The 13,719-nt window shown below is 64.4% G+C and carries 12 protein-coding genes; 4 read left to right on the top strand and 8 right to left on the bottom strand.

The features are described 5' to 3' along the window. Nucleotides 1-33: 33 nt before the first annotated feature. Nucleotides 34-1,302: a 3-phosphoshikimate 1-carboxyvinyltransferase gene (locus tag FHR73_RS05990; RefSeq protein WP_183629995.1), complete on the bottom strand. Its 1,269-nt coding sequence runs from the start codon at nucleotides 1,300-1,302 to the stop codon at nucleotides 34-36. Between the two features lie 203 nt (nucleotides 1,303-1,505). Between FHR73_RS05990 and FHR73_RS05995 the strand changes: the two genes are divergently transcribed. The 3 genes from FHR73_RS05995 to FHR73_RS06005 all read left to right on the top strand — a co-directional run bounded on the left by FHR73_RS05995 (nucleotide 1,506) and on the right by FHR73_RS06005 (nucleotide 5,239). Further along, nucleotides 1,506-3,059, top strand: coding sequence for an alkaline phosphatase (locus FHR73_RS05995; RefSeq protein WP_183629996.1), 1,554 nt, complete (start codon nucleotides 1,506-1,508; stop codon nucleotides 3,057-3,059). 119 nt (nucleotides 3,060-3,178) lie between these two features. Further along, a complete protein-coding gene (locus tag FHR73_RS06000) occupies nucleotides 3,179-4,123 on the top strand; it encodes a DNA replication terminus site-binding protein (RefSeq protein ID WP_183629997.1) in 945 nt (314 codons plus the stop codon). A gap of 522 nt (nucleotides 4,124-4,645) precedes the next feature. Next, the gene (locus FHR73_RS06005; protein ID WP_183629998.1) at nucleotides 4,646-5,239 is read left to right on the top strand and encodes a DUF1349 domain-containing protein; all 594 of its coding nucleotides are present in this window, start codon (nucleotides 4,646-4,648) and stop codon (nucleotides 5,237-5,239) included. Nucleotides 5,240-5,250: 11 nt separating this feature from the next. Here the strand turns inward: FHR73_RS06005 and FHR73_RS06010 are convergent, their stop codons facing one another. Together FHR73_RS06010 and FHR73_RS06015 are read right to left on the bottom strand one after the other, a co-directional pair. Further along, nucleotides 5,251-6,024: an L-iditol 2-dehydrogenase gene (locus tag FHR73_RS06010; RefSeq protein ID WP_183629999.1), complete on the bottom strand. Its 774-nt coding sequence runs from the start codon at nucleotides 6,022-6,024 to the stop codon at nucleotides 5,251-5,253. Between the two features lie 68 nt (nucleotides 6,025-6,092). Beyond that, nucleotides 6,093-7,400: a sugar ABC transporter substrate-binding protein gene (locus FHR73_RS06015; RefSeq protein ID WP_183630000.1), complete on the bottom strand. Its 1,308-nt coding sequence runs from the start codon at nucleotides 7,398-7,400 to the stop codon at nucleotides 6,093-6,095. A gap of 248 nt (nucleotides 7,401-7,648) precedes the next feature. Here FHR73_RS06015 and FHR73_RS06020 point away from each other — a divergent pair, with 248 nt between their 5' ends. Beyond that, nucleotides 7,649-8,563 (top strand): AraC family transcriptional regulator, encoded by a 915-nt coding sequence (locus FHR73_RS06020; protein ID WP_183630001.1) that lies wholly within the window; start codon nucleotides 7,649-7,651, stop codon nucleotides 8,561-8,563. Nucleotides 8,564-8,656: 93 nt separating this feature from the next. On the opposite strand, the gene mgrA is transcribed toward FHR73_RS06020, so the two are convergent. The 5 genes from mgrA to FHR73_RS06045 all read right to left on the bottom strand — a co-directional run bounded on the left by mgrA (nucleotide 8,657) and on the right by FHR73_RS06045 (nucleotide 13,702). Continuing rightward, entirely contained in the window at nucleotides 8,657-9,694 is a 1,038-nt protein-coding gene (gene mgrA, locus FHR73_RS06025; RefSeq protein WP_183630002.1) for an L-glyceraldehyde 3-phosphate reductase, read from the bottom strand. Between the two features lie 546 nt (nucleotides 9,695-10,240). Beyond that, the gene (locus FHR73_RS06030; RefSeq protein ID WP_183630003.1) at nucleotides 10,241-11,215 is read right to left on the bottom strand and encodes a biotin-dependent carboxyltransferase family protein; all 975 of its coding nucleotides are present in this window, start codon (nucleotides 11,213-11,215) and stop codon (nucleotides 10,241-10,243) included. Continuing rightward, a complete protein-coding gene (locus FHR73_RS06035) occupies nucleotides 11,212-12,084 on the bottom strand; it encodes an allophanate hydrolase subunit 1 (RefSeq protein WP_183630004.1) in 873 nt (290 codons plus the stop codon). Before FHR73_RS06035 ends, FHR73_RS06030 begins: the two co-directional genes overlap by 4 nt. Beyond that, complete coding sequence (locus tag FHR73_RS06040; RefSeq protein WP_311629117.1) at nucleotides 12,081-13,454, bottom strand: acetyl-CoA carboxylase biotin carboxylase subunit; 1,374 nt, start codon at nucleotides 13,452-13,454, stop codon at nucleotides 12,081-12,083. Before FHR73_RS06040 ends, FHR73_RS06035 begins: the two co-directional genes overlap by 4 nt. Continuing rightward, nucleotides 13,451-13,702, bottom strand: a complete 252-nt coding sequence (locus tag FHR73_RS06045; RefSeq protein WP_183630005.1) for an acetyl-CoA carboxylase — start codon at nucleotides 13,700-13,702, stop codon at nucleotides 13,451-13,453. Before FHR73_RS06045 ends, FHR73_RS06040 begins: the two co-directional genes overlap by 4 nt. Nucleotides 13,703-13,719 lie beyond the last annotated feature (17 nt).

The following is a 13,719-nucleotide window of genomic DNA, read 5'->3' on the forward strand; positions in this document are numbered from 1 at the left end:
CCATTCAGCGAGCGGGCGTGTGGCTAGCGGTTCCTAGGCTTCGATACCCTCGCTCAGCTGGACGTTCAAACTGCGCAGGGCATTCCAGTACTCAGGATAGGTCTTGCCGACGCATTCGGGGTCCAGAATGCGGATACCCGTCACTTTCAGGCCCGCCAGGGCGAAGCACATGGCGATCCGGTGGTCGGCGTGGGTCTCGATCACGGCATCGGTCCGGGTACCGGCCAGGGCAGGGTCCGCGGCCACCAGCAGATCGTCACCCTCGACGCGGGCAAGGCCGGGGCGAATGGCGTTGAGGCCGTCGTGCAGCGCCGCTACCCGGTCGCATTCCTTGACCCGCAGGTTGGCCAGGCCGACGAAGCGCACCGGTGTCTCGTTGAAGGCCGCCAGCACGGCGAGGGTAGGGATGGCATCCTGCATCTGCGAGCCGTCGATGACCGCCGCCAGCCGGGGAAAGGCGGCGATGTGGTCGTGGGCCTTGGCATCGGGCTGGGTGAAGGCGTCGTCGGCCACGCCCAGGTCGATGGCGCCGCCGGTCAGGGCCTGGGCTGCCCATAGATAGGTGGCGGCGGAGGCGTCCGGCTCGATGAAGTAGTCCCGGGCGACATAGCCGGTCGGGGCGACTCGCCAGGTGGCGGCGTCCAGCTGCTCGACCTGGGCACCGAAGGCGCGCATCGCCTCGACGGTCAGGTCGACATAACCACGGGCGCCGATGTCGCTGCCGCGCAGGGCGACGTCCACCGGTTCGCTACCGAGCGCGGCCAGCATCAGCAGGGCGGAGACGTACTGGCTGGAGAGACCGGCGTCCACCTCGAAGCGGCGAGCGGTGAGGCGTCCCTGGCCGGTGACGGTCACCGGCGGGCAGCCGGTCGGGGCGTCCACCTGGATGCCATTGGCCCTCAGGGTTTCCAACAGGGGACCGATGGGGCGCTTTTGCATGTAGGCATCGCCGGTCAGGGTCACGGCGCCATCGACGGTGGCCACCGCAGCGGTGAGGAAGCGGACCGCCGTGCCGGCGTTGCCGAGGAACAGCGGCTGGGCCGGCTGCTGCAGGCGCCCGGAGCTGGTCACCACGAAGGTGGTGGCGTCCGGCTCGTCGACGGTGACACCCATCTGCCGCAGCGCCTCGGACATGTGCCGGGTGTCATCGCTCTTGAGGGCGCCGGTCAGGCGACTGGTGCCCTTGGCCAGCGCAGCCAGGAGCAGCGCCCGATTGGTGATGGACTTGGAACCGGGCGGGGCGATCCGTCCGTGCAGCGCGACGTTGGGCGGGGTGACGGTGATAAAGGGTCTGGCGGACATGGAGGCTCCAAGCAACTTCGCGACGGCCGTGACGGCGGTTCGTAACAGGGGCGCCATGATGCCATTTCGGTGAGCCAGGCCAAAGTGTCCGTTGGTTAATACCACCCCTATAGGGTGGCCCAGTTTTACCTGAAACCCCTGGTGTCATGAACGGGTCATCAAGGCGGGGTAGTGCTAGCGGTTTTCCAGCAGAGGCCTTTGCCATGTCCCTCTTCCGTCCTGATCGTCGTCGCGTCCTGCAAGGCCTGGGCGCGTCGCTCCTGTTGCCGGCCCTGGGCCAAAGAACCTGGGCCGCGCCGGCCGGACGTCCAGCGATACCCGACGGTATCCAGGCCGGGGATGTCACCGACGGCCGCGCGCTGATCTGGAGTCGCACGGACCGACCAGCTCGCCTGCTGGTGGAATGGGATACCCAGGAGAGCTTTCGCTCACCACGCAAGGTCGCCGGTGCCGTCACCACGGCCGCACAGGACTACACGGCGCGTATCGACCTTGCCGGATTGCCTGCCGATCAGCACATCTTCTACCGTGTCCGCTTCGAGGACGTGGACAGTGGTGCGCTCAGCGACGCCGTCGCCGGTCACCTGCGCTCGGCGCCGAGCCAGCGTGGCGATATCCGTTTCGTCTGGGGCGGCGACACCGTGGGGCAGGGCTTTGGCATCAACCCCGATATCGGCGGCATGCGCATCTACAACGCCATGCGCGAACGGCGACCGGACTTCTTCCTGCACAGCGGCGATACCATCTATGCGGACGGCCCGGTGCCGGCACAGCTGACGGTGGAAGAAGGGCGCATCTGGCGCAACATCACCACCGAGGCCAAGAGCAAGGTGGCGGAGACCCTGGACGAATTCCGCGGCAACTATCGCTACAACCTGATGGATGACCATCTGAAACGATTCAATGCCGAAGTACCGCAGGTATGGCAATGGGACGACCACGAGACCACCAACAACTGGTCGCCGAGCAAGACGCTGGACGATCGCTACCAGGTCAAGGACATCAACATCCTGAGCGGTCGCGCTCGCCAGGCCTTCCTGGAATACGCGCCCATGCGCGGCGTCTCGGCCGACGGGGCAGGGCGCATCTACCGCCGCATCGCCTATGGCCCCTTGCTGGATGTTTTCGTGCTGGACATGCGCAGCTATCGCGCCGGCAATGACAGCAACCTGGGGGATGAGGAGGGCGGTCAGGGCGCCTTCCTCGGTCAGGAGCAGCTCGACTGGTTGAAGAAGGAGCTGCAGGCGTCCACGGCAACCTGGAAGGTCATCGCGGCCGATATGCCCATCGGACTGCAGGTCCCGGACGGCAAGGATGCGCAGGGGCAGGCACGCTGGGAAGCCATCGCCAATGGTGATCCGGGCGCCCCCAAGGGGCGCGAACTGGAAACGGCCGACCTGTTGCGCTTCATCGCGAGGCAGGGGATCCGCAATACCGTCTGGCTCACCGCGGACGTGCACTACTGCGCCGCGCATCACTATCACCCGGACCGGGCGGCGTTCCAGGATTTCCAGCCCTTCTGGGAATTCGTGGCAGGGCCGCTCAATGCGGGCAGCTTCGGACCCAATCCCCTGGATGCGACCTTCGGCCCCGAAGTGGTGTTCCAGAAGGCACCGCCCCATGCCAATACCTCGCCCCTGGGCGGCTTTCAGTTCTTTGGCGAAGTCGAGATCGACGGCAAGACCGCTGAGCTGCAGGTCACCCTGAGAGATCAGGACGGCCGACCGCAGTTCACCCAGAAGCTACAGTCCGTATAGATTAATACCACCCCTATATAGATACTTAGGTTTAGGATACTCCATCGCCCAGTAATCAATGAGAGGGGTTAAGTTCGCGCAAATGCTACAATCTGGTAGATATCAGGCTGGAGTTGGCTATGCACGAAGACATCAAGAGCGCGTTCGAAGACCTCAAGCGGAGCATCGCAACCTTCAATGAGCGCTGGCCCGGCAAGGTGATCGCCGCCCGGGTCTGGCGGCTGCCTTTGCTGGCGCAGCAGCGGGTACCTGACCACATCGCGGCGGAGTCCTTCGAGGGCAGCGCCGCGGTGGAACTCGCCCGCGATGCCTTGCTGGCGTTCCACCTGCAACCCGGCCAGGCGCCGGGTACTGTCAGCCGGCTGCCAGGCTATATCGCCCTGGCCGAACCCCTGATGGAGGAGATCCTGGCCATCAACACCTGCAAGGCGGCCTTCAGCGCGGCGATCGAACAGACGCGCCTGGAGCTGGAGCTGGCGCCCGAGGCGCGGCCGCGCATCATGCGCAAGGCCCTGGGCGGGGCCTTCAATACCAAGCAGTTGATCCGCAAGGTGCATGGCTTTCCCGATCCGGTCCGGCAGCTAACCTTTACCTGGGCCGGCCATACCGCCGGAGGAGAGCGGGTCAAGGTGTCCAAGGTGCGCGAGCAACTCAAGACCCTGGCCATGGCGCGCGCCGACCGGGAGCGGATCGCCCTGGATCGCACCCCGGAATGGCAGGAGCACCAGGCCCTCAATCGCATGGCGGACGACGACATCCTGGTCCGCCACAAGAAGATCGCTCCGCATCCCCGGGCGATGCTTTGGTTCGGCGAGGAGAGTCGCTATGACGCCATGATCCACGCCAACCTCCCGGTCTTCGTGGTACCGGCCGAGGACGGCATGCAGGTCGTCGACCTGCGCGATTTCGACCGTACCCAGCGCGGCGCGCTGCGACCCGACATCAAGCCGCGTCGCGAAGTGTTGGCCACGCGACTGCTGTACCTGCCCACCGACAATCCGGAACGGCCCGTCGCCCAGCGCAACAACGAGGCGACGCTCAAGCGCTCGACTTACAGCCGCTGAGCGCCGGTGACGTTACCGAGCGGGTGGATGTCGTAACCAGATCCTTCGCTACCGAGTGAAAAGGTAACGAAATCCTCCGCAACAATTGTCCCACTGTGGGTCTGAAATCAACGAAAGCTAGCAATTTCAATGAGTTATGAATGTTGGCACGGCGAGTGCTTTATTACTGGCACAAGAACAACAAGATGCGCCGCTAACCGCCCACAACAAGAACAAGACGGCCAAGGCTCGCGAACCGATCATTTTGGAACGCTGCAGAGCAACCAAAGTAATCTGTTCACTTCCCACCTCCTGGGTGGGGCGTACTAGAGATCGATGACGTTGATGTCCGACAACAAAAACAAGAGGACAGCAGACGTACTTGAACAGGGGAGCCTCAGGGCTCCCTTTTTTCTTGCCTGCAATAAGGTCGCTAGAGGGCAGGGGATGGCGCCCTTGGACGCACGATTTACCGTCTGGCTTTGGCGCATCTGGCGTCCTTGATCTATCGTGTGCGCAGCCCATCCGCCGCGGATACCTGTCATGACCCTTGCGAAGACCTTGCCTGCCCACTGGCTGAACGAGCCGAAGCGCTGGTCCGACGTGGATGGCCTGCTGCACATCAGCACTGATCGCGAGACGGACTTCTGGCGGAAGACCCAGTACGGCTTCGAGCGCGACAGCGGGCATTTTCGGGGTTATGCGGCCGGAGCGGACTTCACCGTGCAGGTGCGGATCACCGGGACCTTTACCGAGCTGTACGACCAGGCCGGCCTGATGGTGCGGCAGGGCAGCGAGCAATGGTGCAAGACCGGTCTCGAGGTCAACGATGGCATCGCCCATCTGGGCAGCGTCCTCACCCTGGGGCATTCCGACTGGGCCCTCGGCCCCATGCCTGATGCCTTGCGCGGCTTCTGGCTGCGCATGACGCTGCACAACCAGGTGCTGCGTCTCCAGTATTCCCTGGATGGCCTGACCTGGCCGCTGTTGCGGCTGTGCCGGTTCGCGAGCGAAGAGGGCGCAGCGCTGCAGGTCGGGCCCTATTGCTGCTCGCCGCAGCGCGAGGGCCTGGAGGTCAGCTTTGCCGACCTGCAGATCGGGCCGGCGATCGTCAAGGAATTGCACGACCTGAGCTGACCGCGCGCCGGTCAGCTCATCCAGTTGCCGCCGTCGACGTTGTAGGTCTGGGCGACCACGAAATCGCTGTCACTGGACGCCAGGAACAGCGCCATGCCGACCAGGTCCTCGGCGGTTCCCATGCGGCCATAGGGTACGGCTTCGCCGACCAGGCGCTTCTTCTCGCCCAGCGGCCGTTGCTCGTAATGGGCGAAGAGGGCATCCACACCTTCCCAATGCTCGCCATCGACCACGCCCGGGGCGATGGCATTGACGTTGATGCGGTACTTGATGAGGTCGAGGCCGGCCGACTGGGTCAGGCTGATCACCGCGGCCTTGGTCGCGCAATAGACGGCGACCAGGGCTTCGCCACGGCGCCCGGCCTGACTGGCCATGTTGATGATCCTGCCCCCATGCCCCTGGGCGATCATCTGCCGGGCAGCGGCCTGCAGGGTGAACAGCGGCCCAGCCACATTGATGGCGAACAGTCGGTCATAGCTTTCCCGCGAGATCTCGACGATGGGTGCCAGGTCGAACAGGGCGGCATTGTTGACCAGGATGTCGAGCTTGCCGGCGGTAGCGACCACCTGGGCGATGGCCGTGTCGATGGACGCCTGGTCGGTGACGTCCATGGCCAGGGCGTAGGCGCGCTCGCCCAGCTCCTCAGCCGTTTCGCGAGCTCTTTCTATATTGATGTCGGCGATGGCCACCGTCGCGCCTTCCCGCAGGTAGGCCTGGGCGAAGGCCTTGCCGATACCGCGCGCGGCGCCGGTGATCAGGGCGCTTTTTCCTTCCAGTCTGTTCATGGTCTTGGCTCCAATCGAGAGACTGACCGCGCGGTGCAGGGCGCGGTCATGTCTTGGATAAAGGGACGTTACTTGAGATAGCCCGCGCGTTTCATTTCGCGGGTCGTCGAGGTCTGGGCCGCGTTGAGCGCCTGTTCGACGCTCATCTGGCCGGTAAGGGCTGCGGAGAACAGCTTGCCGACCGAGGTGCCGATGGCCTGAAACTCGGGAATGGTCACGTACTGGATGCCGACATAGGGCACCGGCTTGGCCGAGGGATGGGCCGGGTCGGCGTGCTGCATCATCTCCAGGGTGATCCTGGCGAAGGGCGCAGCGCTCAGGTAGGCCTGGCTGTAGGTGGACTGGCGAGTGCCCGGCGGTACGTTGGAGATGCCATCCTGGTCGGCCACGAGCTGGATGTATTCCTTGGAGGTCGCCCAGGTGATGAAGGTCTTGGCCGCCTCCTTGTGCTTGGCGCTCGCCGGGATCGCCAGCGACCAAGCATATAGCCAGGAGGAGCCCTTGTCGGTGACCTCATGGGGCGAGGCGGCGAAGCCGACCTCATCGGCCACCTTGCTCTGGCTCTTGTCGGTGGTGAAGGAGCCGGCGACGCTGGCATCCACCCAGAGGGCGCACTTGCCGCTGTTGAACAGCGCCAGGTTTTCGTTGAAGCCGTTGCTGGAAGCCCCGGGCGGGCCGTACTTCTTCATGTTGTCGACGTAGAAGTTGGCCGCTGCCGTCCACTCGGGGCTGGTCAGTTCGGGGTGCCATTGCTCGTCGAACCAGCGCGCGCCGAAGGCGTTGCCCATCAGGCTGAGCAGCGCGACGTTTTCTCCCCAGCCGGCCTTGCCTCTCAGGCAGAGACCGTATTGCTCCTTGCCCGGCTGGTTGAGCTTGCTGGCGAATTCGGCGAGTTGCGTCCAGGTCGGCTTGTCGGGCATCTGCAGGCCGGCGGCTTTGAACAGGTCCTGACGGTAGTAGGTGACGGTGCTTTCGCCATAGAACGGCAGGGCATAGAGATGGTTGTTGACCGACAGCCCCTGGCGGACCGCCGGAAAGATGTCTTCGACGTCATAGCTGGCAGGCAGTTTGTCGAGCGGCTCCAGCCAGTTCTTGGCCCCCCAGAGCGGGGTTTCGTAGGTGCCGATGGTCAGCACATCGAATTGGCCACCCCCGGTGGTGATGTCGGTGGTCAGCCGCTGCCGCAGCACGTTTTCTTCCAGCACCACCCAGTTGAGCTTGATGTCGGGGTGCTGTTTCTCGAAGACCTGGGACAGGCGCTGCATGCGCACCATGTCGCTGTTGTTGACGGTGGCAACGGTGACCGATTCGACGGCCTGGGCAACACCGGTCAACCCGAGACCGGCCAACAGCAGCAAAGCGATAGGGCGCTTCATCTTCTTCTCTCCGTGACTGCCACGGCGGGCAGCTTGTTGTTGTTATGAATGGCTGGCCGCCGATATAAATCTGATCTCGACAGCGCAGCTGGAGGGGATTACAACAGCAGGGCCAAGCCGCTGGCTAACCTGGCATTGACCAGTTGCCGATACATTTTTGACCTGGATCGCCGAGCGCACCGAGGTCAAAAAAGCATCGATAGCCAGGCCGGCCGGTGCGGGCCTACAAGAACAAGCAGAGGTACATCATGAAGGCGACCGCCTTCCTCGAGGCGCGGCCGGCAGAGCTGGAAGTGATCCTTGCCGCGCCCGATCAGAGTTTTCGCTGGTACGAGCACGACTATCCCTACGCCCTGGCGCGCTGGAATCATCACCCTGAATACGAGATCCATCTGATCCGCCAGGGCAGCGGCCGGTTGCTGGCCGGCGACTATGTCGGACCCTTTGCGGCAGGTCACGTGGCCATGATCGGGCCGGATCTGCCGCATGACTGGATCGGCGATCTACCGCCCGGCGAGGTGCTCGCTGGCCGTGACGTGGTCATCCAGTTCAACGGCGAACTGTTGCGCTCGCTGAGTGCGGTCGCTCCGGAGTTGGCCGATTATCTGCCGTTGCTGGAACAGGCCCGACGTGGGCTGGAGTTCAGCGGCGACACGGCCCGGCAGGCGGCTGCCTTGATCGAGGCGATGGGCCAGGCCCAGGGCGCCGAGCGACTGCTCAGGCTGTTCGCCTTGCTGGGCTTGCTGTCCCGGGCGCCGGGAAGCGAAAGGATCGTTTTGGCCAGTGCCTGTTATGCGCCGGCACTGGATGCCCGCAGTTCCGCACGGGTGCATCAGGCCTTCGATTATCTGCTGAGCGAACTCACCGAGGATATCCGACTGCCGGTGATCGCCAGGCGCGTCGGCATGAGCGAGGCGGGATTTTCACGCTTCTTCAAGAAGGTCACCGGCCACGGCTTCATCGAACTGGCGCGCAAGCTGCGTATCCAGCGGGCCTGTCGGTTGCTGCTGCAGGCGGAATTATCCATCGCCGCCATCTGTTTCGAGGTGGGCTATTCCAATCTGTCCAATTTCAACCGGCATTTCCGCAACGAGACCGGACGGACGCCCAGTCAGTATCGCCAGGAGCAGATCGGGACCCGGCGTCAGCAGCCGCATGGGTGAGGGCGGGCGAGGGTGGTTGTGCCCTGGACCGGTCGGGCTTTTATAGAGGTAGGCGTACCTGGCCCTGGAGCGCCAGATACGCCGAACGCAGCCTTATTCCGCGCTGGACGGCTTGGCCCAGAGGTTTATATCGCCTTCGACCGCATGGGTGTCGATCTCGGCCAGTTCCTCGGCGGTAAAGCTCAGGTTGTCCAGGGCCGCGACGTTTTCCACGATCTGTTCGGGCCGACTGGCGCCGATCAGGGCGCTGGTGATGCGTGGATCGCGCAGGGTCCAGGCCAGGGCCAGTTGCGCCAGACTCTGGCCGCGGCGCTTGGCGATGGCATCCAGGGCGCGTACCCGGGCCAGGTTCTCGGCAGACAGATGACCTTGCTGCAGCGACTGGCCACCGGGCTGATTGACCCGGGCTTCGGCCGGAACGCCATTGAGGTACTTGTCGGTCAGCAACCCCTGGGCCAGCGGCGTAAAGGCGATCACGCCGCTGCCGATGTCCTCGGTCGCATCCAGCAGATCCTTTTCGATCCAGCGATTGAGCAGGTTGTAGGCCGGCTGGTGGATCAGCAGAGGGATCTTCCAGTCGGCCAGCAACTTGGCCATTTCCCGGGTCTTGGTGCCCGAATAGGAGCTGATGCCGATATAGAGGGCCTTGCCTTGCTGGACCGCCGTGGCCAGGGCACTGGCGGTTTCTTCCAGCGGCGTGTGCTCGTCGAAACGGTGGGAATAGAAGATGTCGACGTAATCAACGCCCAGGCGCTTGAGGCTCTGATCCAGGCTGGCCAGGACGTATTTGCGCGAGCCGCCACCTTGGCCATAGGGCCCGGGCCACATGTCCCAGCCGGCCTTGCTGGAGATGATCAGTTCGTCGCGATAGGCCGCGAAGTCTTCACGCAGCAACCGACCGAAATTGATCTCGGCGCTGCCATAGGGCGGCCCGTAGTTGTTGGCCAGGTCGAAATGATTGATGCCCAGATCGAAGGCGGTGCGCAGCAAGGCGCGCTGACGATCCAGCGGCGTGGTATCGCCGAAGTTGTGCCAGAGGCCCAGCGACAACGCCGGCAGCACGAGACCGCTGCGACCCACGCGGCGGTAAGGAATACGGTCATAGCGATCGGAAGCGGCTTGATAAGCCATTCAAAACTCCTCGGGATGGAATAATTGTTGGAAACCCAGGACATTCGCGCGTGGTGACACAGGCAGAGGCGCGACAATCGGAACAGAGCTCCGGGAACGGACGCCATTCGATTAAAGCTGTGGACGGCATCTTGTACAAACGGATGATGGGGAATTTGCGGTGCAGGTGTGCGGTTAGCGGCGATCTGAGTCCTTGGAGCGGTCATGTCTGGCAAACTGCCGAGGTGGTAGCGGATTTCAGAAAGCAGCCAGCGCGAAAAGGCGGATGCTCGGTGCAGCACTCCATAACCATAACTTCGCATAATGTATATTATGTTAAATTGGATATGGACCTGGGCTGACGACTGCCCTTTGCCTTCCCATCCAGTCTTTTGCTTTACCCCTGCTATGGCCTCCAGCTGCGACTCTCGCTTCCCTACCCTGGCGTTGCCAATCAGCCTCTTTTGCAAAATTCAGGATTCCTTGAAGTGACGATCCTGAAAACGCGTCCGTTACGAACGACGCCTTCAGGATCTCTCGACGGGTCACCCGCTTGCCAACGGTTCTCTAGCTCGCCAACAGCTGCTCCAGTCGCTGCAGGCGTTCCCGGTACGCACGCCGTGCGGCCAGCGCGTCTTCCAGGGTTACCGCCACGAATCGGGCTTTCTGGTTGGGCTGCAGCTGGCCGATCAGATCCAGGTCGCTGCTGATGACCGTGCCGATCATGGCGTAGCCACCACCCGACACGGCGTCTCGGTGCAGGACGATGGGTTCGAGGCCCGCCGGCACCTGGATCGAGCCGATGGGATAACAGCTGTCGACGATATTGGACGGATCCGAGCCGGCGCCAAAGGGTTGTTCGCGCGGCGTGAATGCCAGCGGCCGGCCGCCCTTGAATCTGTAGCCGATGCGATCGGCTTCGGAGCCCACTGTCCAGGTATCGGCGAAAAAGGCTTCGGCGGCGTCCGCGGTCAGGCGGTGATGATAGAGACCCGGCACGACCCGCAGGGGCACCTCGCCGCCACAGGCCGGTACCAGCTCGCCTGGCAAGCGGACGCCAGCCCTGGCGCCTGTCGCCGGGGTTCCGACAGTCAGTTCGTCACCCGCGGCGAGCCTTCGACCCTGGAAGCCACCGAGGCTACCCAGGGTGTACGTCGAGCGACTGCCGAGCACCTCGGGCACGGCGAAACCGCCGGCCACGGCCAGATAGCCACGGGCACCGGCCTTGAGGTAATCGAACTTGAGCACCTGGCCGGCGCGCACGTGGAAGGCTTCGTCCAGTGGCATCTCGGCGCCGTCCAGGCGTGGCGTCATGCGCGCGCCGCTCAGGGCGACCAGGGCGTCTTCGGTAAAGTGCAGCTCCGGGCCGAGCAAGGTACATTCCAGGGCGGCGGCGCCGGGTGCGTTGCCCACCAGCAGATTGGCCGCGCGCAAGGCGTAGCTGTCCATGGCCCCGGACGGCGGGATGCCCAGGTGGTAGTAGCCTTCGCGACCGAGATCCTGGATCGAGGTGGCCAGGCCGGGTTTGAGTACCTTGATCATGCCGGCTCCTCCATCAGGGTGCGCGGATAGCCACGGGGATCGTCGAGAAAGGCGTCCAGGGAAAAGTCCACCGGACGGATATTCAGGGTGAAGCTACCCTCCTCTACCTCTGCCAGCATCCGGTCGTATTCGGGGCGGTCGATGGCGCGAAAGCGGACGATGTCGCCGGGCCGGAAGAACACCATGTGGTCCTGCAGGTAAGCGAGGCGCTGGGCCGGATCGTAGATGGGCGCCGGCGTCACGCCGAACATCTGGTAGCCGCCGGCGCCCCGTACCGAATAGATGCAGCCGAAGCAGCCGCCGTGGCCGAGGGTCTGCTTCGGCGTGTCGGTGCGGGGTCGCAGGTACTTGGGGACCTGCAGCTGCCGTTCGGGCTCCACCATCTGGAACATGAACGGCAACCCGGCGACGAAGCCCACCATGGAGACGAACCAGGGCGCGCCGCTGTGGGCTGCGATAAAGGCGTCGACGTCGGCCAGGCCGTTGATGCGGGCGGCGTATTCCAGATCGGTGGCGGTCGGATCCTGGTGGCGATCGCGAAAGCGCATCAGCGTCTCGTGGGTCCAGGGGTCGTTGTAGAGCACCGGGATCTCGATCAGCCGCGTGGCCAGTTGGCGCTCGGCCACCGCCTGGTCTTCCACGCCCTGGACGGCGGCCAGCAGCCGGTCGGGCGGCAGGACATCGGGATCGAAGCGGATCTGGAAGGAGGCATTGGCCAGGCAGATGTCGTGGATGCCGGGCAACTGCAGCGCCTGCACCGCGCGGGTCATGGCCAGGCCACGGAAAAAGGCTTCCAGGGACATGCTTTCGGACAATTCGACGAACAGGTGCTCGTCGCCGCCGAAGCTGTAGCGGATCGCGGTCGTCATGCGGAAATCTCCTCGGCCAACCAGTGTTCCAGGGTACCGGTGTCGAAGCGGGCTTCGATCACCCAGGGCTCGTCCAGCAGGCGCCGATGCAGGCTGGCGGTGGTGGCCATGCCGGTCAGGCGCAGCTGGTCCAGCGCCTGGCGGGCACGAGCCAGGGCCTCACGGCGATCGGCGCCATGGGCGATGAGCTTGGCCAGCAGCGAATCGTAATAAGGGGGCACTCGATAGCCCGCATAGAGATGACTGTCGACGCGGATGCCCGGGCCCTGTGGCCAGACGAGTTGCTCGACCGTCCCGGGACTGGGGAAGAAGTTGCGCACCGGATCTTCGGCGTTGAGTCTCAGCTCGATGGCGGCACCCTGCAGATGGATGTCTTCCTGGCGCAGCCCCATGGGTTCACCTCCGGCGATGCGCAACATGGCCTGGACCAGATCGATGCCGGTGACCATCTCGGAAACCGGATGCTCGACCTGGATGCGGGTGTTCATCTCGATGAAGAAGAACTCGCCGCGGGCTTCGTCGAACAGGTATTCCAGGGTGCCGGCGCCACGATAGCCGAGGCTTTCGGCCAGGCGTACCGCGCTGGCGCAGAGGGTCTCGCGCTGAGCGGCGCTCAGGACCGGCGATGGCGCCTCTTCCATTAGCTTCTGCCGGCGCCGCTGCAGCGAGCATTCGCGCTCGAACAGATGCACGGCGCGCTGGCCATCGCCAAGGATCTGCACCTCTATATGCCGAGCGCGCTCGATGAAGCGCTCCAGATAGAGGGCGCCGCTGCCAAAGGCGGTCTGGGCTTCACGCTGGGCGATGGGAAATTCCCGCACCAGCTCGGCGGCGTCGCGCGCCAGGCGGATGCCCCGGCCTCCTCCCCCGGCCGATGCCTTGATCAGCAGCGGATAACCCACCGTCTCGGCTGCCGCTATGGCCGCCTCTATATCAGCCGGTTCGCTGGCGGAGCCTGGCACCACCGGGACGCCAGCCGCCAGCGCGGTACGCCGTGCCTCGGCCTTGTCGCCCATGCGGCGAATGATGTCACCCGAAGGACCGACGAAGACGGCACCGGCCTCCTCCACTGCATCGGCAAAGGCAGCGTTCTCGGCCAGGAAGCCGTAGCCGGGATGGACCGCATCGGCGCCGCTGTCACGCAAGGCCGTGAGCAGCGCCTCTATGTTGAGGTAGCTGCGATCCGCCCGCGCCGGGCCGATCACCACCACGGCATCGGCCTGGCGCGCCGCCAGCGAATCCCGGTCGGCCTCGCTGCAGGCCAGTACCGTCTCGATATCCAGCGCCTTGGCGGCGCGCAGGATACGGACGGCGATCTCGCCACGATTGGCCACCAGCAGACGGCGGATACCGCCCCCTGTGGTACTCACGAGGCGACTCCGCTCAGGGTGACCAGCAACTGACCCGGCTCGACCGGATCACCGTCCTCGACCGCGAAGGCCGTGAGCGTCCCGGCGACCTCGGCGTGGACCTCCGAGAACTGCTTCATCACCTCGACCAGGCCGATCACGGTGCCGGCGGTGACGGTTTCCCCGACATCCACATAAGGCGCCGCATCGGGGGTGGGTTTGCGATAGAACGTTCCGGGCAAGGGCGAGAGCACCGAATGTTCGGCCATGACGATTCCTCTTCTAG

The sequence above is a fragment of the Pseudomonas sp. AS2.8 genome (assembly GCF_014190935.1).
Taxonomy (GTDB): Bacteria; Pseudomonadota; Gammaproteobacteria; order Pseudomonadales; family Pseudomonadaceae; genus Chryseomonas.

Excerpts from the sequence above, each read along its gene's own strand:
- FHR73_RS05990 (WP_183629995.1), bottom strand. The coding sequence starts at position 1,302 with ATGTCCGCCAGACCCTTTATCACCGTCACCCCGCCCAACGTCGCGCTG.
- FHR73_RS05995 (WP_183629996.1), top strand. The coding sequence starts at position 1,506 with ATGTCCCTCTTCCGTCCTGATCGTCGTCGCGTCCTGCAAGGCCTGGGC.
- FHR73_RS06000 (WP_183629997.1), top strand. The coding sequence starts at position 3,179 with ATGCACGAAGACATCAAGAGCGCGTTCGAAGACCTCAAGCGGAGCATC.
- FHR73_RS06005 (WP_183629998.1), top strand. The coding sequence starts at position 4,646 with ATGACCCTTGCGAAGACCTTGCCTGCCCACTGGCTGAACGAGCCGAAG.
- FHR73_RS06010 (WP_183629999.1), bottom strand. The coding sequence starts at position 6,024 with ATGAACAGACTGGAAGGAAAAAGCGCCCTGATCACCGGCGCCGCGCGC.
- FHR73_RS06015 (WP_183630000.1), bottom strand. The coding sequence starts at position 7,400 with ATGAAGCGCCCTATCGCTTTGCTGCTGTTGGCCGGTCTCGGGTTGACC.
- FHR73_RS06020 (WP_183630001.1), top strand. The coding sequence starts at position 7,649 with ATGAAGGCGACCGCCTTCCTCGAGGCGCGGCCGGCAGAGCTGGAAGTG.
- mgrA (WP_183630002.1), bottom strand. The coding sequence starts at position 9,694 with ATGGCTTATCAAGCCGCTTCCGATCGCTATGACCGTATTCCTTACCGC.
- FHR73_RS06030 (WP_183630003.1), bottom strand. The coding sequence starts at position 11,215 with ATGATCAAGGTACTCAAACCCGGCCTGGCCACCTCGATCCAGGATCTC.
- FHR73_RS06035 (WP_183630004.1), bottom strand. The coding sequence starts at position 12,084 with ATGACGACCGCGATCCGCTACAGCTTCGGCGGCGACGAGCACCTGTTC.
- FHR73_RS06045 (WP_183630005.1), bottom strand. The coding sequence starts at position 13,702 with ATGGCCGAACATTCGGTGCTCTCGCCCTTGCCCGGAACGTTCTATCGC.